The following is a 21,349-nucleotide window of genomic DNA, read 5'->3' on the forward strand; positions in this document are numbered from 1 at the left end:
CCCGTGAGGCTTGACCATATAACACCCAAGCAATTTGATGCTCCTAGTTGAAAAGACGAAAGAGACCAGATTGCGGTGTGTGAAGACGAAACGAACCGAAAGTTCGAAAGACTCACAAAACACCGAAGCTATCACATACCCAATTTGCTGAAGCGAGGCCACCGGTCACGACTCAGTACCCGAATTTCTTGACGACCATAGAGCATTGGAACCACCTGATCCCATCCCGAACTCAGAAGTGAAACGATGCATCGCCGATGGTAGTGTGGGGTTTCCCCATGTGAGAGTAGGTCATCGTCAAGATTAAATTCCGAAACCCCAATTGCGAAAGCAGTTGGGGTTTTGTTTTTGCGCCTCCATACACCTCAAACGCTGTTCCCTGTAGGAGCGAGCCTGCTCCGGGCGGCGTTCCGACGAAGAACTTCAGCGCACCGCGTTACCCCAGGCAACCCGCGTCATCGTTGACGACCTTCGCGAGCGAGCTCGCTCCTACAAATGCTAAAGTCGTCCCTCGAATTTGCATTTTCCAAGGAAGCCTTATGCCGGACGCGACGTCCCTCAGTGCTGGATTCATGGTGGTTCACGGCAATCGCCTGGACGAGTTGCGCAGCCTGGTGGTCAGTTGGATGCGGCGCTACCCGCTGGCTCCCCTGGAGAATGAAATCGCGCTGGTGCAAAGCAATGGCATTGCCCAATGGTTGAAGCTGGCCCTGGCGGAAGATTCCGAAGAAGACGACATGGGCGGCTGCGGCATCGCCGCCGCCATCGACGTGCAGCTGCCCGGCAGTTTCATGTGGCAGCTCTATCGCATGGTCCTTGGGCGCGACGAAATTCCGGCCAAGTCCCTGCTCGATAAAGCCCCACTGACCTGGCGATTGATGCGCCTGCTGCCGCAGTTGATCAACCAGCCACACTTCGAGCCGCTGCAGCGCTTCCTGACCCATGACACCGATCTGCGCAAACGCTATCAACTGGCTGAGCGTCTGGCGGACCTGTTCGACCAGTACCAGGTCTATCGGGCCGACTGGCTTGAAGACTGGGCAGAAGGTCGACATCAGACAAGAAGCGCCAGGGGCGAGGCCAAAGCCCTGACGCCGGCCAATTGCTGGCAGGCAGAGTTATGGCGTGCACTCTTGCTGGATGTCGGAGAGCAAGGCATGGCGCAAAGCCGTGCCGGGGTCCATCAGCGATTCGTCGAACGCATCAACAACCTCGAAACAGCTCCCCAGGGATTGCCCTCGCGAGTGATCGTTTTCGGGATTTCTTCGCTGCCTGCCCAAGCCCTGGAAGCACTGGCGGGGCTGGCACGATTCAGTCAGGTCCTGCTGTGCGTACACAACCCGTGTCGTCACCATTGGGCGGACATCGTCGCCGATAAAGACCTGTTGCGCCATCAATACAAGCGTCAGGCCCGCAAGAGCGGCATGCCGGTAGTGATCGATCGGCAAACCCTGCACCAGCATGCTCACCCGCTGCTGGCTGCCTGGGGTAAACAGGGGCGGGACTATATCAACCTGCTCGACAGTTACGACGATCCCAACAGCTATCGCTCCGCATTTCGTGACGGGCGCATCGACCTGTTCAGTGACGGTCAGCCGCTGAATGTGCTCAACCAGTTGCAGGATGACATCCTCGAGTTGCGTCCCCTCAACGAGACTCGGGAGCGCTGGCCGGCCATCGATCTGCAGACGGACGAATCGATCCGTTTTCACATTGCCCACAGCGCCCAGCGAGAAGTCGAGATTCTCCACGATCAACTGCTCGCGCGCTTCAGTGCCGATCCGGCATTGCGCCCCCGGGACATCATCGTGATGGTCCCGGACATCGACAGCTACGCCCCGCATATTCGTGCCGTGTTTGGCCAACTCGACCGTCAGGACCCGCGCTTCATTCCGTTTACGCTGGCTGACCAGGGCCAGCGTGGTCGCGATCCACTGTTGATTGCGGTCGAGCACCTGCTCAAGTTGCCTGACAGCCGATTCCCCGTCAGTGAGATTCTCGATCTGCTGGACGTCCCGGCACTGCGCGCCCGCTTTGGTGTCGAGGAGCGTGACCTGCCGACCCTGCACCGCTGGATCGAAGGTGCCGGCATTCGCTGGGGCATGAATGCCGAGCAACGTGCCGGACTCGGGCTGCCCAATGAACTGGAGCAAAACAGCTGGCGTTTCGGTTTGCGACGGATGTTGCTCGGTTATGCCGTTGGCAGCGCCGATGCCTATGAGGGCATCGAGCCCTACGACGAGATCGGTGGTCTGGACGCTGCGCTCATTGGTCCGCTGGTTGCGCTGCTGGACGCGCTGGAAGTGGCTCACCATGAACTCTCTCAGCCGGCACCGCCGCGGCAATGGGGCTTGCGCTTGCAGGCGTTGGTGCAGTTGTTCTTCCTCGCCAGCAACGAACACGATGACTACTTGCTGGCTCAGCTCGAAGAACTGCGTGAGGCCTGGCTCGAGACCTGCGAGTCCGTCGGCTTGCAGGACGAGTTGCCGCTGACGGTCGTGCGTGAAGCCTGGCTAGCAGGCCTGGACCAGGGCCGTTTGTCTCAACGCTTTCTGGCCGGTGCGGTGAACTTCTGCACCTTGATGCCCATGCGCGCTATCCCGTTCAAGCTGGTCTGCCTGCTGGGCATGAATGACGGCGATTATCCGCGTGCTCAACCGCCGCTGGATTTCGATCTGATGGGCAGTGATTACCGGCCAGGTGACCGCTCCCGACGCGAAGATGACCGTTACCTGCTACTGGAAGCCTTGCTGTCGGCACGGGATCAGCTCTACATCAGTTGGGTGGGCCGCAGCATCCGCGACAACAGTGAGAGACCGGCGTCAGTATTGATCGGCCAGTTGCGTGACCACTTGGCCAGTGGTTGGCGATTGGCACAAAGTGGCGAGGATCTGCTTGAAGCCATGACCCGGGAACACCCGTTGCAACCTTTCAGCGCACGCTACTTTCACGAAGGGGATGAGTCGTTCAGCTACGCCACGGAATGGCAGGTCCTTCATCAAGCGACAGAGCAACAGGCGAGTGCCGAAGTGCTCGAGCCTCACGTTCAGGACGAACCCCTCAGCCTCGGTCAACTGCAGGATTTCCTGCGCAATCCGGTACGGCACTTTTTCAGCCAGCGACTGAAAGTCTTCTTCGAGGCGGCTGAAGTGCCGTTGGCCGATGAAGAGCCTTTTGTCCTGGATGCACTGCAGCGTTACAGCCTCAGTGATCGTTTGCTCGAAGCGGCGCTGGCAGATCCGGGAAATACCGTACAAGCACTGGAGGATCAGGCCAAACGCCTGCAAAACAGCGGGCTGCTGCCCATGGCCGGTTTCGGTGAGTGCCTGCAACGTGAATTGATCGAACCATTGCCCGACTTGCTGCAACGCCACCAACAGCTCCTGGCTTTGTGGCCGACACCGCTCAGCAGTGCGTTGCCCGTCAATCTTGAACTGCAAGGCCTGCACATCGAGGGCTGGCTCAGCGGTCTGCATCAACGCGCTGATGGCGGTTTGCTGTCTGTCACGACGATCCCCAACAGTATCGGCTCGATCAAATCGCGCAAATGGCATCGACTCACGCGCCCGTGGCTCACGCATCTGGTGGCCTGTGCCAGTGGCATGGCGTTGACCACTGCACTGGTGGCCAGCGACGACAGCCTGTTGCTCGCACCGATGGACGAGTCCACGGCACGGAAAATTCTCGGTGACCTGTTGATGGCCTGGCAGTCGGGCATGCGCCAGCCTCTGCCGATCGCGGTCAAGACCGCCTTCGCGTGGCTGGGGCAAACCGCCCCGGACAAAGCCACGGCCGCTGCGCGCAAGGCCTATGAAGGCGACGGGCTGACGACGGACGGAGAGCGGCGCGAAAGTCCGGCACTTGCACGCCAATTCGCCGATTACGATGCCCTGACCGCCGATGAAACCTTCCCCGACTGGTGTGATGCGCTCTATCGCCCGCTGCTTGAAGCACCCTGGCGTTCACTGTCCAGCGAGGAGTCGCGTTGATGAGTACAAAGACACCGCTGGCCCTGGCTTTCCCGCTGCGTGGCAGTCAACTGATCGAAGCCAGCGCCGGGACCGGCAAGACCTTCACCATTTCCGCGTTGTACCTGCGCCTGGTGCTGGGCAATGGCGGGGAAGGCAGCGGCTTCGGACGCGAATTATTGCCGCCGCAAATCCTCGTCGTGACCTTTACCGACGCCGCCACTAAAGAATTGCGCGAACGCATTCGCACGCGACTCGCCGAGGCCGCACGCTTTTTCCGCGATGAAACGCCTGCCCCCGACAGCCTGATTGCCGAACTGCGTGATCAGTACTTGCCCGAGCAATGGCCCGGGTGCGCAAACCGCCTGGATATCGCCGCCCAATGGATGGACGAGGCAGCAGTGTCGACTATCCACAGTTGGTGCCAGCGCATGTTGCGCGAGCACGCCTTCGACAGCGGCAGCCTGTTTACCCAGACCCTGGAAACCGACCACAGCGATTTGCTGGGGGAGGTCCTGCGCGATTACTGGCGGCTGTTCTGCTACCCGATGCAAGGTGATGCGCTGAATTGGGTGCGCAGCAATTGGGGCGGTCCGGCGGCGCTGCTGCCGCGGATTCGTGCGCTGTTTGCCAGTGAGCGCGATACGCTTCAAGGCAAAGAGCCCGCCGAGATAATTTCGCAATGCTTGCAAGAGCGACGGGCTGCCCTGATCGAGCTCAAGAAGCCATGGCCGCAGTGGGCGGGCGAGTTACTTGCGATCTGTCACCAGGGTGTTGCCAGCAAGGCTGTCGACGGTCGCAAGATGCAGGCGCGCTATTTCGAGCCCTGGTTCGAAAAAATCAAAGCCTGGGCCGAAGACGAATCTCTCGAGCAACTGGATATCGGCACCGGTTTCACGCGCCTGACCCCGGATGGCATGGCCGAAGCCTGGAAGGGCGAAGCGCCTCGACATCCGGCGCTCGATGCGATGGCCGGTCTCAAGGCCTGTCTCGACGGGTTGCCAACGCCCGATGCCGCCGTGCTGCAACATGCCGCCCGCTGGGTCGGGGCACGATTCGAAGAAGAGAAACGCCGTCGTGCGGAAATGGGCTTCGACGACATGTTGCTGCGCCTTGATGCGGCCTTGCAGTCCGACGGCGGCGAGCGGCTGGCCACCCTGATTCGTGAACAGTTTCCGGTCGCCCTGATCGATGAGTTCCAGGACACCGACCCGGTGCAGTACCGGATCTTCGAGAGCATCTACCGCATTGAAGAGAACAGCCCCGAGTGCGGCCTGTTCCTGATCGGCGACCCGAAACAGGCGATTTATGCTTTTCGCGGTGCCGACATCCATACCTACCTGCGCGCCCGTCAGGCCACCACCGGCCGCCTGCACACCCTGGGCACCAACTTCCGCTCGAGCCATGGCATGGTCAACGCGGTGAACCATGTGTTCGAGCGTGCCGAAGCCCGGGAGTCGGGACGGGGCGCATTCCTCTTTCGGGAACCGAATGGCAATAACCCGGTTCCGTTCATGCCGGTGGCCTCCCAGGGCCGCAAAGAAGTCCTGCATATCAATAATCAGGCAGTCCCGGCCTTGAACATCTGGCACTTGTCGGCCGAACAACCGTTGTCCGGCGCGGTCTACCGGCAATATCTGGCGGCTGCCTGCGCCAGTGAAATCACGGCATTGCTCAATGGCGGGCAGCAGGGACAAGCGGGATTCACCAAGGACGGCAAAGCCTTCAGGGGCCTGCTCCCGGCGGACATCGCCATCCTGGTACGCGATGGCAAGGAAGCGCAGGCGGTGCGTGGCGAATTGGCTGCGCGGGGCGTGCGCAGTGTCTACCTGTCGGACAAAGACTCGGTGTTCGCCGCCCAGGAGGCGCATGACGTGCTGACCTGGCTCAAGGCCTGCGCCGAGCCGGATGTCGAGCGCCCGCTTCGGGCCGCGTTGGCCAGCATCACCTTGAACCTTTCGTTGACCGAGCTGGAGCGGCTGAATCAGGACGAATTGGCCTGGGAGTCCCGGGTCATGCAGTTCCGTGGCTATCGCGAAGTCTGGCGCAAGCAGGGTGTTTTGCCGATGCTGCGCCGTTTGCTGCACGACTTCCGCCTGCCCCAGGCGTTGATCGCCCGCAGTGACGGCGAGCGGGTCTTGACGAACCTCCTGCACCTGTCCGAATTGCTGCAACAGGCCGCCGCCGAACTCGATGGCGAACAAGCGCTGATCCGGCATTTGTCCGAGCATCTGGCGTTGTCCGGGCAGGCGGGCGAGGAGCAGATTCTGCGTCTGGAAAGTGATGAGCAACTGGTCAAGGTCGTGACCATCCACAAGTCCAAAGGCCTCGAATACCCCTTGGTGTTCCTGCCGTTCATCTGCTCGGCGAAGCCGGTGGATGGCAGCCGTTTGCCGTTGCACTACCACGATGAATCAGGCAATGCCCAGGTCACGTTGAAGCCGACGGCAGAATTGATTGCCCTGGCCGACGATGAGCGTCTGGCCGAGGATCTGCGCTTGCTCTATGTCGCCCTGACCCGGGCGCAACACGCCTGCTGGCTGGGGGTGGCTGACCTCAAGCGCGGCAACAACAATGGTTCGGTGCTGCATCTGTCGGCCTTGGGTTATCTGTTGGGCGGCGGTGCACCATTGGCCGACTCCCCGGCGTTGCAGCAGTGGTTGCGCGATCTGCAACAAGACTGCCCGGCGCTGGCCTATGCCCAGATGCCTGACGCGACAACAGAGCATTACCTGCCACCGCAAAACGACGCGGCGCTGCTGGCTCCGCTGATCCCCAAACGCAAGGCCAGTGAAAACTGGTGGATCGCCTCTTACAGCGCATTGCGCATTGGCGACACCCTGAGTGTCGGCACGGACGAGGCACCGGAGAGTCCACAGGCGCAAAAACTGTTCGATGACGAACGTCTCGACCCGCAGGCTCCCAGGGAAGTGGTGCTCAGTGGCGGCGATATCCATCGCTTCCCGCGCGGCCCGAACCCCGGCACCTTCCTCCATGGTCTGCTCGAATGGGCGGGGGGCGAGGGGTTTGCCGCGGCACCCCAGGAGGTGATCGACGCCATTGCCCGACGCTGCAATCGCCGAGGCTGGGAGGGCTGGATCACCACGCTGAGTGACTGGCTGCAGCATCTGCTCAAGTCGCCGTTGCAACTGGGTGCCGATCAGGCGCCGGTGATATTCGGGCAGTTGACGCAATATCAGGTCGAGATGGAATTCTGGTTCGCCAGCCATAAGGTCGATGTACTCAAGCTCGATGCGCTGGTGTGCCAGTACACCCATGACGGCGTGGCCCGGGTGGCCGCCGAACCGGTGCTGCTCAACGGCATGTTCAAGGGCTTCATCGACCTGACGTTCGAACACGACGGCCGCTATTACGTTGCCGACTACAAATCCAACTGGCTTGGCGCCGATGATGCGGCCTACACCGTGCCGGCCATGGAGCAGTCGATTCTCGACAACCGCTATGACCTGCAATACGTGTTGTACCTGTTGGCCCTGCATCGCCAGCTCAAGGCGCGACTCGCCGATTACGACTACGACCGGCACGTCGGCGGTGCGTTGTACCTGTTCCTGCGGGGTACGCGTGCGGCCAGCCAGGGGGTGTTTTTCACCCGTCCGCCAAGAGAACTCATCGAGCGTCTGGACAGGCTGTTCCAGGGCAAGCCAGAGCCCAAGGCCGAGCCCGCCTGGGAACAGGGAGTACTGTTATGAATCGCTCATTCGCCGATTTGCTGCCGACATCGCTGGCAGCCGAAAGCCTGGTCGAACTTGCGCCGCTGAATCGTGCCGACGACTTGCTGTTGCTGCTCACGCGCTGGGTCGAACGTGGCTGGTTGCGCGCGCTGGACAAAGCCTTTGTGGCGTTTCTGCATGAGCTGGCGCCGGAGGATGATCCATTGGTCTTGCTGGCTGCCGCGCTGACCAGCCACCAGTTGGGCCACGGGCATGTCTGCCTCGACCTGTTCGAGACGCTGAAAGAGCCGGACTTCGCCCTGTCATTACCACCCGAAGGTGACGTCCAAGGCGGCGCCATGCTGTTGCCGTCGCAATTGCTCGGATCGCTGGACGGTGCTCATTGGTGCAAGGTGCTGGCCGCCAGCAACCTGGTCGCACTGGCCGCCGATAGCCGTGACAACGTGCGTGACCGACCTTTGGTGTTATCGGGCAAACGCTTGTACCTGCGCCGCTATTGGGCCTACGAGCGGCGGATCGACCTTTCGTTGCGCGAGCGCCTGACGGAGCACGAGTCCACGCCGAACGACCTGCTCCAGCGCCTCACCGGTTTGTTTGGGCCTGCCCGGCCGGGTGAAGTGATCGACTGGCAGAAGCTCGCCTGCGCCCTGGCGACGCGCAGCGCCTTCAGCATCGTGACGGGGGGGCCGGGAACCGGCAAGACCACCACCGTCGTGCGCTTGCTGGCGTTGCTCCAGGCGCCGGCGGTCGAGGCCGGCATGCCATTGCGCATTCGCCTCGCCGCACCGACCGGCAAGGCCGCGGCGCGTCTGACAGAGTCCATCAGTCAGCAAGTCCGGACCCTGAAGGTCAGCGAAGCAATACGCGAGAAAATCCCGTCGGATGTCACCACCGTTCACCGTCTGCTGGGTAGCCGGCCCGGGACACGTCATTTCCGGCACCACGCGGGCAATCGCCTGCCGCTGGATGTGCTGGTGGTGGACGAGGCCTCGATGATCGACCTGGAAATGATGGCCAATCTGCTCGACGCCTTGCCGGCCCATGCACGCCTCGTGCTGTTGGGGGACAAGGACCAATTGGCTTCGGTAGAAGCCGGTGCGGTACTGGGGGATCTGTGTCGTGACGCGGAGGCTGGCTGGTACAGCCCGCAGACACGCCAGTGGCTGGAAGCCGTCAGCGGCGAAAGCCTGCAAGCCGGCGGATTGCAGGAGGATACGCAGGGCGCTCATCCACTGGCCCAACAGGTGGTGATGTTGCGCCATTCCCGGCGATTCGGTGAGGGCAGTGGCATTGGTCAGCTCGCTCGTTGGGTCAACCAGCAGCAACCGGAAGAAGCCCGCAAGTTGTTGTCTGCGCGAAGCCATGACGATGTGTATGGCTTGTCCCTCAAGGGCGAGCAAGACCGGACCCTGGAGCGTTTGCTGCTCGAAGGCCATGGTGAGGGTCCGCAGGGTTATCGGCATTACCTGACCTTACTGCGCAAACAGCGGCCGCCACTCGACAGCCCGCTGGACGATTCGAGCTGGACCGACTGGGCCCGGGAGGTGTTGCAAGCCTTTGACGCGTTCCAGCTGTTATGTGCCGTGCGCAAGGGGCCGTGGGGTGTGGAGGGCCTGAACCAGCGAGTGACGGAGGCGTTGCTCAGGGCACGCCTGATCGACAGCGACCAGCAGTGGTACGAAGGTCGCCCCGTGCTGATGACCCGCAACGATTACGGGCTGGGCTTGATGAACGGCGATATTGGCATCGCCCTCAAGCTCCCGGAGCAGGAGGGCCACGGAAAACAGGTTTTGCGTGTGGCGTTCCCACGCAATGACGGCCAGGGCGGCGTGCGATTTGTCCTGCCAAGCCGTCTGAATGATGTCGAAACCGTGTACGCCATGACTGTGCATAAATCCCAGGGCTCGGAGTTCGCGCACACCGCGTTGATTCTTCCTGACGCCTTGAATCCGGTTCTCACCAAGGAATTGATCTATACCGGGATTACCCGGGCCAAGGACTGGTTCACCCTGATCGAATCGCGCGCAGGCGTATTTGAAGAGGCGGTGAAACGCCGGGTCAAGCGCTTGAGCGGGCTGATGCTGGAACTGAAGGACGGCAGTGAGCCGACAGGCTGAAAGGTCAGTGAGCGATTGTAGGAAGTTGCCAGAGGCGGCGTAGTACGTGGCCTCGCTGGCATTTCCTCGCTGTGCAGTCGTTGCGGCATCCTTTCGCTTCGGTCCAAGAGTATTCCTGCATGAAGGTGGCTGTCAGGATGACAGAGCGCGTCGGCAAGGCGCTGCTCGGTGTGGGTATCGAGCGAGAGCGGGTCGATGGCCACACCGACGCATCGGGCAAAGAGGCCTACAACGAGCAGCTGTCCGTGCGCCGGGCGAAAAGCGTTGCACCGGTGGCCACCAACACCACCTCCAGTGGCCGCAACGGCTTGAGCCTGGCGTGGACACGAAAAATTGTTCACACGTTTTTTATTGCTTGTAGTGCGCAAGAGCTACCCCTTATAAGAGCAACTTTTCACTCTCGAAATAAAGGGAAGCAAGCATGAGCGACGCCTGGAACGAAGGGTATTTTACGGACGAGGGCTACACCTACAGCTACAGCCGGGAAATCAATCCAGTCTTCCAGCGCTATTGCTTGTTGTTGCGCGGTTTTGCCAGTCTTGAGACGACCGACGGCTATCACTGCGAATTGGGGTTTGGCCAGGGTGTCTCGATCAATATCCATGCCGCCGCCAACCCAGGGCCCTACATAGGTACGGATTTCCACCCGGGCCAGGCAGCCCATGCCAATGCACTGGCGACTGCCTGGAACAGCGATGCGCGGCTGTATGACGACAGCTTCGAGCAACTGCTTGCCCGCGACGACTTGCCACAATTCGACAGCATCAGCCTGCATGGCATCTGGACCTGGGTCAGCCGCGACAACCAGAAACTGATCGTCGAGTTCGCCCGTCGTCACCTCAAACCCGGTGGCCTGCTGTACATAAGCTACAACTGCTTCCCCGGCTGGTCGCCGTCGGCACCCTTGCGTCATCTGTTCAGGCTGCACGACCGCTTCGCCACGAACACCTGCGTTCGCCCGGACCAGCGTATCGAGGCCGCACTGCAATTCTCCGAAACGCTGCTGGCGGCCAATCCCAACTACGCCAGCGCGGTACCGAATCTTGACGACAAGCTCCAGGGCATCAAAGGTCAGGATCGCCAGTACGTCGCCCATGAATACTTCAACCGCGACTGGAACTGCATGTATTTCACCGACGTGGTCGATGCCCTGGCCCCTGCCAAACTCGACTACGCCACGACGGCCGTCCCTCTGGACTCGGTGGCCCCGCTCAACTTGAGCGCAGAAGGCATGGACTTCCTGGAAGGAATCGAGCACCCGGTCATGCGTGAACAAGCGCGCGACTACTTCGTCAACCAGCATTTCCGTCGAGATCTGTACGTGCGCGGCGCCAACCGACTGTCCGCCGCTGAACAGCGCCAGGGTATGTACAACACGCGTTTTGTCCTGCTGCGAGCGGCAGAAAGCATCTCTGACACCGTCAGGGGGCCTGCCGGCGAAGCTACGCTGCAGACAGAAGTCTATGGTCCCGTACTTGAAGCGCTGACGGCCAACGCCTATGCACCGAAAACCTTGCGCCAGTTGGCCGGGTCCGTGCCCTCGATGCCTTATGACGATCTGGTGCAGGCCATCACCGTATTGATCGGGATGGGCGCTGCAGCACCGTGCCAGAGCGAAGTGGCCGAGAAACTGGTGCAGGCGCGCTGCAACACCCTCAATCTGCAGCTATGCAAACGTGCGCTGCTCAGTAACAAAATCCAGATCCTGGCCAGTCCGGTAACGGGCGGCGGCGTGCCGGTCAGCCGCTTCCAGCTGCTGTTCCTGATATCCATCAAGCAAGGCAGAAAACATCCGGCTGAATGGGCACAGCTGGCGTGGGGCGTTCTCGCCGAACAAGGCGAAGTCCTCATCAAGGACAATCAGCCGTTGACCACGGCAGAAGAGAATATCGCCGAACTGACTGAACAGGCCGAAGCGTTTGCCGAGCAATCGCTGGTGGTTCTCAAGGCGTTGAACATCGTTTGACCGATAGATGGGGGGCAGACGCCCCCATCATGGGAGCCCTCGCGTGGGCTTTAACCTGCTGACCTCATTACGGTGCCGCTACCTGATTCCTTCAAATCTTCAGTCGGCAAACAACATCTCCCGGCTTTCGCCCATCAGCAGGCCCTGATTCTGTTCGGTCACCTGGCGGATGTAATCCCACAACAGGGTGATCCGCTTGAGCTTCCTCAGGTCTTCGCGGCAGTACATCCAGAACTTCAAGGAACTCAGGTTAACCCAATGAATACAGGGGCTAACCGCTATGAGCATCCTTGCAGCTCCGTCTGCTGTTACAAACACTGTTACAAACCTCGCATTTCCCGTGAGGCCAACGACAAGACTCGCCAAGCCGTATCACTTCAGGCGTAACGGGATTTACTACATGCGTCTCAGGGCCACCGGCAGCACCACTGAGTTCGCATCTGTTTCCCTCTACACCAGCAACAGGCGGGACGCATTGGACGCTTCAGAACTCATTGCGGGGTTCGTCAGGGCGTTCCATTTGGATAACCCTGATGCGTCGTGGAGCAAGCTGAAAGAACATTTCCGTGTTGTCACGGGGGAGCTGTTTGAGGCTGGACGTGATGACAACGTTACGCAGGTTTGGGGTGGATTGCATGGGAGCCACTCAGGGCCTGCGGGAGGTTCGACTAGCCCTCTGAAGCCCGTAAAGAATGCTCCAGTATCCCCATCTGTAATCACGCTTGCTGTGACCTTTGACGCCCTTGCAGCTCTCTACTTGGCTGACCGTGGGCAGGATCAGAAGGTATCGACCCTGAAGGAAACCAAGATTTGCCACGGGACCATCTCTGCTGCTCTTGGAGAGTTGGACATGCGGACTCATTCACGGGCTGACCTCGTGGCTCTGCGTGACCGTCTTTCAGATGGCCGCATGCCTTCAACGGTCAACAAGCTGCTCGTAAAGCTATCGGCTGTCCTTGCGTGGTCAGTTGAAAATGGTCACATACCCAAGTCTTACGACAAGAAGCTGAAGCTCACAAAGGGCATTGAGTCGAGTCGTAAGGCGTTCACGCAGGATCAGGTAGGCAAGCTGGTGGCTTACTCCAATACGCTGCCCGAGACCTCATGGAAGCGTTGGCTGCTAAGCCTCGGTGCTATCACTGGTGGGCGCCTCAATGAAATCTCTCAGCTAACCACGAACGACATACAGACTCCCGCACCAGGCATCACAGCCATTTCCATCAATGAGGCTGGGGAAGGGAAGTCAATCAAGAACAAGCGTAGTGAACGATTGGTGCCGTTGACTGACGGTGCTTACGAGTTCGAGCTTGCTGCCTTCTTACGGTACGTCGAAGCGTGCAGGCTCAGTGGGTCGGGTTCATTAGCCCAGATTGGCTACAAGACAGCGGGGGAGTGGGCGAACCAACAGGCAATCCCTTTGGCTCTTGGGGAATCCTTTGGCCCAGGCTTAACGTTCCATTCACTGCGACACTCTCTGGCGTCCTTGATGCAAGCCAAAGGAGTTCCTACGGCTTACGCACAGGCTGTGATGGGTCATGCGTCGGGTACGATTACTTTTGATGTCTACGGTTCAGGGGTGCCCGTTGAGACCGTCGCGGAGATGCTTACGGAGTTGTTCGTTGGTGGTGGTCAGTGATTGTGTTGTTGGGGGGGCTATTTTGGCGCCTCCCTGCTGGATAGGCGTAACAAGGTTCCCCTTGCATCAACTCCGGTAGGCCAGAGTCACCTGCGTGGCGGCACGGTCAGATCATGATCGTTTCTGGGCACCGGGGCACCGGGGCACACGCTTAGCAGCGCTAATCTTCTATGGTCGCAGCTTATCTGATGATGCGTGCAATCAAGCCCGGGAGACGATCAGCAGTATTCCGCATACTGCATATAGGTTCTTATGTCAAGAAAAAATGAAAAAAAATGCTCGGCAGGTGTTGACAGGGGGGAAGGCAGTGATCATGATGTGCCCCGTAAACAGCAAGAAGCACCATAAGCAATGCAGCACCCGGCCTAACAAGGCGCGATGCATACCTCGCCGAAACAAGGTAGTTAACAGGCCCATTGGCCAAAACAGTATCAAACTCTCTGCACCGCCATAAATAGGATGGTTTGCACAGAGTTTTTGTCGTGTCCTAGATTAAACTGCAGAATCGCTAGCCCTAGTTTGCCTTCAATCAAGGAGGATTATGATTCCGCATTAGAGCTGCATCTTTTTCGCTGAGCAACAATAACATTTGGAGAATAAAAATGACCTGACAACACCGTAAAGCCTCCCGTCATAAATGGCTACGCATAGAGCTATTGGGAGCACCTCTTTCACGCATATTCTGACGCCTAAAATTCATACTCAAAGTCCGAGTGACGGCAGTCTATTGCCTGATAAAGCACTTGTATTTCGTATTTTTGATAAGGTGTGCGTATCGGCAACACAACTGATCTATAGGAGAGTTAAACGATGACTAATACTTAGCCCTGCCAACCTAGTTTAGTCGGGCAATCAAAGCCTGATATGTATTGCACTCGTCAATCTGATGCCCAGCATCCACGCTCAAAGTTAAAGCGATGGGGTCGATTGCTTAAAATTCCTCTGTATAAAGAGTAAGAAATGATTACCCATAATATCTACACATCTGCTGCAAACAAAAATACCGCCAACTCCATGCTTTTTTCTAGTGGCAACTCCTTTGCGATCTCTACCAAGAGCACTATGGTAGATTACATTGGCAATTCAGTACCTCCCATCACCATGAGTAGCAGAGAAATTGCAAAGCTAACAGGAAAGCGTCACGGAGACGTTATTCGCGACGTGAAGGTGATGCTTGGAGAGCTCGGTCTTGAGGGTGACGCAGAATTGCGTCATGTAGAAATCCGCGAGGATTTACGCGGCTACACCTCGGAGATAATGCTTCCGCGCCGAGAGGTCGAAATCCTGCTCACAGGCTATAGCGTGCCTCTGCGGGCGAAGGTCATTGATCGATTGCATGAACTGGATGCGGACGTCTTGAAGCCACTTTGGGCATTGAGCGATGTGCCCACCCTCCAGGCCATGGTGCTCACCTGCGCGAATCAGCTACGGAAGCAACACGAGAAGATTCGACAGGATGCCGTAAAGGTTGAATTTTATAACGAGATCTGTGAGAGGGAAGACCTGTTGAATCCAGTCAAAGCCGCTAAGCTCTTCGACACAGGCAGAAACCGATACTTGAAGTATCTCCGCGACCATAAAATTGTTATGAGCCGCCCGCACCAACTCAATATGCCTTATCAGCAATATCTGGATGCCGGATTGTTCGAGGTAAAGGAGGGTGTATATGAAGATCGCAAGACGGGCAAGTGTGAGCTCAAGGCGCTGCCACTGCTTACTGGCAAAGGCTTGATCTGGCTTCAGCAGTTCATTAACAAGCATGGTCGAGATGGATTATGAAAGCCCCGCCTGTTGATTGACGGGGCAGTTATGCCTGGGTGAACGCCGCACCTTAACTGACAGAGCGCTAGTAACATGGATGTATGCAGCCCGGACGACCTTATGCACCGACCTGGACAAGATGCACCTTAAGGATGGCTGGTAATTTTACGCCAGCCATCCTCTAGCGCCCGAGGTCATGCCTCGCTTATCCGCACAACTAACAAGTAGCCTGCTGTTATATGAGATAGATTCATCCCCACTAGTGATAACTACCAGAGCAGGTATGAGTCCTTAAAAGCTTGATAAACAACCTCGTAGAGCTCATTAGAATTACGAGCGCCGTCACACAGACACGCATCACGGCTTCGCAATCGCACCCTTTTCGACGGTTTTATCAATTGTTCAAGCCTGTAGGCCGCTGAGCAGAGCGAATTGTTGTCGTCTGCGATATGGGTTTATGCGTTTCCGGAAATGAAAAGCCGACGACTAATTGAGGACTTGCCTATGACACAAACCTAATTAACAAGGAGAAACACCCATGGAACTTTGCACCATCGCAGCAAGCAGCACCGACACACCTAGACTCCTATCTCAGTCTGAGCTGATAACTCTAAACTCTCAGATTGCCACCAATGCCGATAAATGGCTTGGCAGGATGGTGCAGAAGAACAAAGATTCATCAAGACCCGAAAAGTATTTGCAGCAGAAGAGCACTAGAGGGCGCTCGCCCAAGGTTATCACCAACCCATTCTACGACGTTATCGGTGGGGGAATTTACTTGAGCGAATACCCAGCATTTGCGATGGATATCATCGAGGGTATTGCACGACTGGACTGGCATGACCGCCCAATCGGAGTTGGTGGAAAGTCTATGCCGCTATCAGTACACAGCATTGTGGAGATTTTAGAGTGGCTCCCTATCGTGACTAATGACGCCGTTAAAGCCCTGCTGGACCTTGATGAAAGGCATGCCCGACGTTATGTCAAAGCGATTGAGCTTATCGTTCCGTACATGATGAAGAGCCGACCAATGTCGCTTTGCAATGAGATGGAAGGCATCGCACCCAAGTCATCACCCAGTGCCTGGCAGGATAGTGATGAGCTAATCGCACCCAGCCCCGAAGCATTGGCTAAGCTGCATTATGACCTGCGAACCCTAACGCAATATAAAAGTGCAGAAGCGTACGAGGTTGAGTACGAACCAGCACCGGCAGATGCCCACTTCACCAACGTGATCGCCTTCCCGCCTCGCATGCAGCACCCCAAGAAAGGCGCGGCATTGGCGTTACTGGGGCAAGGGTTGAGCCTCAGAGCAATCGCAAAGGAACTCGGAATCTCTGTGAACTCCGTCCGCTCCTGGCAGAAGTCCAACCCCGTCGAGAAACAAGCAGCATGAACGGGGTGTGTCAGTAATTCGGCCGCATGTATCTAAAAGAAGTGACCACTTCTACCGGAGGTAGGAGCGGGAACGCATCGCTAAAGCGTAGCTTTGAGATTAACCTTTTATATAGTTACCTTGTAGCGTCTACGCTACAGCATCAAACCTGTGCCCTGAGGCACGGATAACAACTCTATTCAGTTAGGGGGAGAGATGGGGAACAACCTCCTCCCCGCTCTTGATCTTGCCCTTAACTGTGCTGAACACTGTAGAGTTTGTTATCACGTGACGGAACGTCACAGCATATCTGCACAGTCAAGATCAAGAGCTTGTGGGGCTTTTCTGCCCCTGCCCCCACTGATTATATAAAGTGCCGTGAGGCAAGATAGCAACTCTATACAGTAGGGTGGAATGGAGGTGCAGCCACCACCCTGCACTTGATCTTGATCTTAACTATGCCGAGCGGCATAAGGAACCTGAGCGAACTGATCGCAAGCGTGCAGGGTTGACCCAAGAGCAGCTGGCACTGGAGGCCGATGTGCAGCGGAACTATGTAAGCCTCATTGAGCGAGGGGTAAACCAGCCCACCATCACTATCATCTTCAAGCTGGCCGTTGCGTTGAAATGCCAGCCATCTGCACTCATCGCCGATGTGGAGGCTCTTGTACTCAGCAAGTGAGGGATGGCGACCTCTCTACGGCCACTCTGGATACAGCTGATCAAAAACTAATCAACATCTATCTCCTCCCAGACGTCGATCAGTTCCCCTATACCACCCTAGACTCGCCAAAGCCTCTGTTTCCGGGGTTTACGCTACAGCCGGGTCAAGCAAAGCCCCCTCGACACGCGTATTTCCCGCAGTCAGGGCAGATTTCCCTACACCAGCCTGAGTGCAGCACCAGGAGTTGCCAGACCTCCACTACAGCGGGTACTTGCATCACCGGATCGGCTAGGACGCTCCTAGGGCATCCCCTAGAGCCTGCACATCATCACAGTCGTTGCACACATCCCTAGTGCCCCTGAATCGAGCTGGAGCAGTCCAGCAAGCAGGCCAACAATTCCAAACGATAGTTAACACTTCGTTGTCGAACGTCAGCAAAGTGTTAAGATTGGCAAACACCAGATAATGAGGCGATAACATGAAGCAGGTAGTGGCTTACGCAAGGATGAGTACAGACGATCAGTGCCTGTCGGTAGCTGGTCAGTTCGCCGCTATCCAGATCGCTGCTGAGACACACGGCTGGCAGATCGTCGCCCAGTTCACTGATGAAGGCGTGTCAGGTTCCATCGACCCTCAGGAGCGTGCCCAGTGCCGCCTTGCTCTGGCAATGGCTAAAGGTTTGGATTGCCCGGTGGTCGTACACCGCGTTGACCGTCTCACCCGTGACCATGCCCACTTCGTCACTCTGCAAAAGAAATACACCATCGTCGAAGCCGAGGACGTTCACGGCAGTGGCCTTGTTCGCAACATCAAGTCGCTGTTGGCTGAGGAGGAGCTAATCAAGATCCGCAAGCGGACGAAGGATGGTCTGGCAGAGTTGAAAGCCCTTGCCGGCAATGGCGATGTCGAAGCACAGGAGAAGATCGCTCGTCGTGACGCTGGTCGTGCGAAGGCTTGGGCAGTAGGCAACGGTGCCGCACTGGAGGCGAAGAAACAGAATGCTGACAACCGCGCGGACGCAATCTCTCACCACATCAAGGCGTGCTTGTACGATGGCTGTACATCCTTTGCTGCTATTGCCCAGTGTCTCAACTCCAAGGGCGTAAGCACGGCCAAAGGGAAAGCGTTCCAACCAATGACTGTATCCCGCCTCATGACTCGCCTTGAGTTGTCACTCAACGCCAAGGCGTAAGGCAGCAGATGCCAACCGAATAAACGACTCTGAAAGCTCCTGTGAGGCGATATAGGCCACTTTTATGCAGCAGTCTGAATCAACCCCTGATATTCGAAACTGCCGCTTATAGCTCGCTATAGCTCGCCTGGGCGGGGGTTAAGGTAAGCCAGCCATTTGCGGAGTTTCTGCCATTCTCCAGGTATCCTCTGTGATATTCCTGCTGCTGGCGTGAGCCCGATATTCCGTATCACCAGTGTCCCGTTTAGAAAATTCAGGGTGATAGCCGTATTGGTTCTTTACGTGCGTTCCTACGCGCACTCTGCACGCCCAGCACGGCCATCTCCCCCCCCCGAAAAAAACCAAATATAAAAAAACCCGCACTTGGCGGGCTTCTTACGCTTACTTCGCGCGTGCTTAGTTGAAGTCGTATTTTTTGTTTACTTTGCGTTTTTCAAGGGCGTATTGCGCTACGTCGATTTGACCCGACTGCAGGCGTTCGTCAATAGCATCAACTTCTTTCTGCTGCAGTTGATTCACATGTGCCTTTGTTGCGGTGTAGTTGATCGACTCAGCCGCGTCATGACCGCTGACCGGATCCCACAGGATCGACAACGGCCAAAAAAGCAGATTCACAACACCCCAACCATATTCGCGGCCGTAGAATGATCCACCGCCAGGAAGCAGTCCAAGAGCGGCACCAGTGCCAGGGTTCTTTTCCTGGACAGCAAGTCCATTCGCCTCATAGTGGCGAAGCTCTGCTTTCTGTTGAGAGTTCAGGCCGCTAGCACAGCCCGAGCAAGCAGCAGCCAATCCAAGTGCCAAAACCAAACGATGCGCCTTCATACGTCTAATCCCTCAAAATTCCATTCATGCTCAAACGAGCGGCGCAATGATATCAGCTTGCCATCAGGTCAACTAGGTAACGCAGTATCTCCTAGGGGCGTCGCTAATCGCTGGCAATGCTCCTGCCCTGCACCTTCGAAAACTAGTCGAAAAAAATGGCATAGTGCTACCATTTGCGATCCCTTCGATACTTTTACAATCATAAGGATTTGTCGAATGACGTACCTTCGCTTGCTTTTAGCTTCAGCCCTAATTGCTCTTTGCACTGGCTGTGCCTCGCCCGCTCAAATTTCCGGCATGTCAGTGTCTGCCGATCAAGCAAAGGCAAACACCTATGACTCCCAGCTGCGAAACAATGTGCGGCTTTCCGAGGTGAATGGTGGAGATAAAACCAACCCTCTGTGGACTTCCGAAATCGACGCCCCTGATTTTGGCGCTGCACTCAAGCAATCGCTCGTCAATGCTGATTTGCTTGGCGACGAGTCAGCGCCTTTTGCTCTGCGTGCCAACCTGCTGCGCGTTGACCAGCCTGTATTCGGGCTGGATTTTGAAGTGACCAGCGAAGTTGAATACACCTTAATAGAGTCAAGCACTAACAATGTCGTTTTACGTGAAATTATCCGGACCCCTTTCACTGCTGGCATGGGCGATTCGGTTATAGGAATCAAGCGCCTACGCTTGGCCAATGAGGGATCCGCTCGGGTAAACATTATTGCTATGCTCAAGCGCCTCAGTGATCTCAAAATCGAAGCCAAACAAGTTTCGTTAAAGGACTGAGTATCTTACTGAAGCGCAGTACGACGACAATGCAGAGAGTAAAAGCAGATTCTGTTAGCTCGCGGGAAGCCGTGTAAGCTTTATTAACCGCCTACGGGCGGTTTTTCGTACCCGTGATATTTTGAATTTGTAGTCGCTGACAGTGAGGTAGCACGGGAATGGCTCTTAACCTTGACCCACCCTGTGTGGGAAATCCGCCGATCTGTCAGATTCTCCTACCTGATATTCCGCCACAGATTGACGGACGATATTCGATTCAGGGCGAGTGTCGATTTTGAAAAAGTATGGGCATCAGCGGATTTCAAGAGTGGCTTATGGCCGCCAGAAAACGGCCGATTCTGTTGAAAAAGTCGGTTTTCCCAAAACGCTCGAACATTGATGGGTGAAAACACCTCTTTTGCACGCTGCTACGTGAAATACGAGTCCTGGACCTTTTGCCAAAAAAATAGATTTCAATCTCAAGCGCGTACTTTTCTGTCGTGGAAACCGAAGCCGACTTTTTCAACAGAATCGGCCAGAAACGGTCTTTCGGTTTCCATCCCAACAACGGGCTTTCGGGTACTTCTAAAAACCTATTTTTCCAAAATTTTCGCCCAGAAAAACCGGAAGTGCAGGCCTCAAAAACGCCGGAATTGGAGGTTTTTAGAAGTGCCATTCGGTCGCCCCCGCGTCAGACCTTTCTTCATACTCGCAGTCACCCGTGTCGGGTGTGCGGGGGACTTTCACCGCTGAGTGAGTACGCCATGCCAAGTGCACCATAAACCGCCAGAAGGCGGTTTGGGGTGGTGCAAAAAACTACTTTGCACAAGACCGTACAACATCCAACACACTATCTGGAGGACTTTGCCACGTTCGGTAAAAGTGGTACTTAACAACCGAGCCTTTAGTTGATGGATCAATATCTACAACATTCCATGGAGAATCAACATACGGCGCAATTACCGTGTAGCGATCACCGGATGTTTGGAGCAGCCCTCCAAGATTTCCCCCGATCAAGGGGGTAGCCTGCCATCCATCTCGTATGCATTCAGCCACATTCTTGGCGGGCTTGTGCGAATCCAGGTTCAGCAATGGCGTATTAGATCTTACGTCGCCTATGGTGGCGGCGCAGCCTGCCAACAACACAGCCGCCAACGCCCCTATCAAAACTTTCATGGTGCTCCCCCCTATTTAAACCGATAACTGTAGCACTCGGCTTGTCTGGGCATTCATCATGGACAAATGCTCAGTGGGAACAGCGCAAGATCAGTAGTAGCTTCTTGCGTCCAGTCAACAGTTCTCCGGTGGTGGTCGTGCCTGAGCTCAGGCGAGCTGAAAATCCGACTTTTTCAACAGAATCGGTCGTTTTCTGCCGGTCATAACCAGGACGCGTGCTG

Annotated in this window: 12 protein-coding genes, 1 rRNA gene and 2 pseudogenes; 12 read left to right on the plus strand and 3 right to left on the minus strand. The window is 56.8% G+C overall.

Translation table 11 applies throughout. The features are described from left to right. The first annotated feature begins 187 nt into the window (after positions 1-187). The 6 genes and pseudogenes from rrf (at position 188) to Q8X48_RS14675 (ending at position 11,743) form a co-directional block, all read left to right on the plus strand. Positions 188-303 (plus strand): 5S ribosomal RNA (gene rrf / locus Q8X48_RS14650). Positions 304-539: 236 nt separating this feature from the next. Further along, positions 540-3,989 carry an exodeoxyribonuclease V subunit gamma gene (gene recC / locus Q8X48_RS14655; protein WP_407800781.1) on the plus strand — a complete coding sequence of 1,150 codons (3,450 nt, stop codon included), beginning with the start codon at positions 540-542 and terminating at the stop codon, positions 3,987-3,989. After that, the gene (gene recB, locus Q8X48_RS14660) at positions 3,989-7,678 is read left to right on the plus strand and encodes an exodeoxyribonuclease V subunit beta (protein WP_407800782.1); all 3,690 of its coding nucleotides are present in this window, start codon (positions 3,989-3,991) and stop codon (positions 7,676-7,678) included. The genes recC and recB overlap by 1 nt, the downstream gene beginning before the upstream one ends. After that, on the plus strand, positions 7,675-9,777 hold the full coding sequence (gene recD, locus Q8X48_RS14665) for an exodeoxyribonuclease V subunit alpha (protein ID WP_407800783.1): 2,103 nt from the start codon (positions 7,675-7,677) through the stop codon (positions 9,775-9,777). The genes recB and recD overlap by 4 nt, the downstream gene beginning before the upstream one ends. Positions 9,778-9,905: 128 nt before the next feature. After that, positions 9,906-10,202: pseudogene (locus Q8X48_RS14670) on the plus strand (OmpA family protein); the annotation flags it as partial. Continuing rightward, positions 10,199-11,743 (plus strand): class I SAM-dependent methyltransferase, encoded by a 1,545-nt coding sequence (locus tag Q8X48_RS14675; RefSeq protein ID WP_407800784.1) that lies wholly within the window; start codon positions 10,199-10,201, stop codon positions 11,741-11,743. The pseudogene Q8X48_RS14670 and the gene Q8X48_RS14675, both read left to right, overlap by 4 nt. A 99-nt stretch (positions 11,744-11,842) precedes the next feature. Here Q8X48_RS14675 and Q8X48_RS14680 read toward each other — a convergent pair. After that, positions 11,843-11,980, minus strand: a pseudogene (locus Q8X48_RS14680) (LysR family transcriptional regulator); the annotation flags it as partial. Positions 11,981-12,143: 163 nt separating this feature from the next. Between Q8X48_RS14680 and Q8X48_RS14685 the strand changes: the two are divergent. The 5 genes from Q8X48_RS14685 to Q8X48_RS14705 all read left to right on the plus strand — a co-directional run bounded on the left by Q8X48_RS14685 (position 12,144) and on the right by Q8X48_RS14705 (position 18,371). After that, positions 12,144-13,379 carry a tyrosine-type recombinase/integrase gene (locus tag Q8X48_RS14685; RefSeq protein WP_407800785.1) on the plus strand — a complete coding sequence of 412 codons (1,236 nt, stop codon included), beginning with the start codon at positions 12,144-12,146 and terminating at the stop codon, positions 13,377-13,379. A 960-nt stretch (positions 13,380-14,339) separates the two neighbouring features. Further along, on the plus strand, positions 14,340-15,158 hold the full coding sequence (locus Q8X48_RS14690) for a phage antirepressor KilAC domain-containing protein (RefSeq protein WP_407800786.1): 819 nt from the start codon (positions 14,340-14,342) through the stop codon (positions 15,156-15,158). A gap of 520 nt (positions 15,159-15,678) precedes the next feature. After that, positions 15,679-16,536: a helix-turn-helix domain-containing protein gene (locus tag Q8X48_RS14695; protein WP_407800787.1), complete on the plus strand. Its 858-nt coding sequence runs from the start codon at positions 15,679-15,681 to the stop codon at positions 16,534-16,536. Positions 16,537-16,924: 388 nt separating this feature from the next. Then, complete coding sequence (locus Q8X48_RS14700; RefSeq protein ID WP_407800788.1) at positions 16,925-17,197, plus strand: helix-turn-helix domain-containing protein; 273 nt, start codon at positions 16,925-16,927, stop codon at positions 17,195-17,197. 460 nt (positions 17,198-17,657) lie between these two features. Next, a complete protein-coding gene (locus Q8X48_RS14705) occupies positions 17,658-18,371 on the plus strand; it encodes a recombinase family protein (RefSeq protein ID WP_407800789.1) in 714 nt (237 codons plus the stop codon). Positions 18,372-18,767: 396 nt separating this feature from the next. Here Q8X48_RS14705 and Q8X48_RS14710 read toward each other — a convergent pair whose 3' ends face one another. Beyond that, on the minus strand, positions 18,768-19,196 hold the full coding sequence (locus Q8X48_RS14710; RefSeq protein ID WP_407800790.1) for a hypothetical protein: 429 nt from the start codon (positions 19,194-19,196) through the stop codon (positions 18,768-18,770). A gap of 216 nt (positions 19,197-19,412) precedes the next feature. On the opposite strand from Q8X48_RS14710, the gene Q8X48_RS14715 reads away from it, so the two are divergent. Beyond that, positions 19,413-19,973 carry a hypothetical protein gene (locus tag Q8X48_RS14715; protein ID WP_407800791.1) on the plus strand — a complete coding sequence of 187 codons (561 nt, stop codon included), beginning with the start codon at positions 19,413-19,415 and terminating at the stop codon, positions 19,971-19,973. 301 nt (positions 19,974-20,274) lie between these two features. Here Q8X48_RS14715 and Q8X48_RS14720 read toward each other — a convergent pair whose 3' ends face one another. Beyond that, complete coding sequence (locus tag Q8X48_RS14720) at positions 20,275-20,628, minus strand: hypothetical protein (RefSeq protein WP_407800792.1); 354 nt, start codon at positions 20,626-20,628, stop codon at positions 20,275-20,277. Positions 20,629-21,349 lie beyond the last annotated feature (721 nt).

The sequence above is a fragment of the Pseudomonas sp. QLc11A genome, assembly GCF_052112305.1.
Lineage (GTDB): Bacteria > Pseudomonadota > Gammaproteobacteria > Pseudomonadales > Pseudomonadaceae > Aquipseudomonas > Aquipseudomonas laurylsulfatiphila.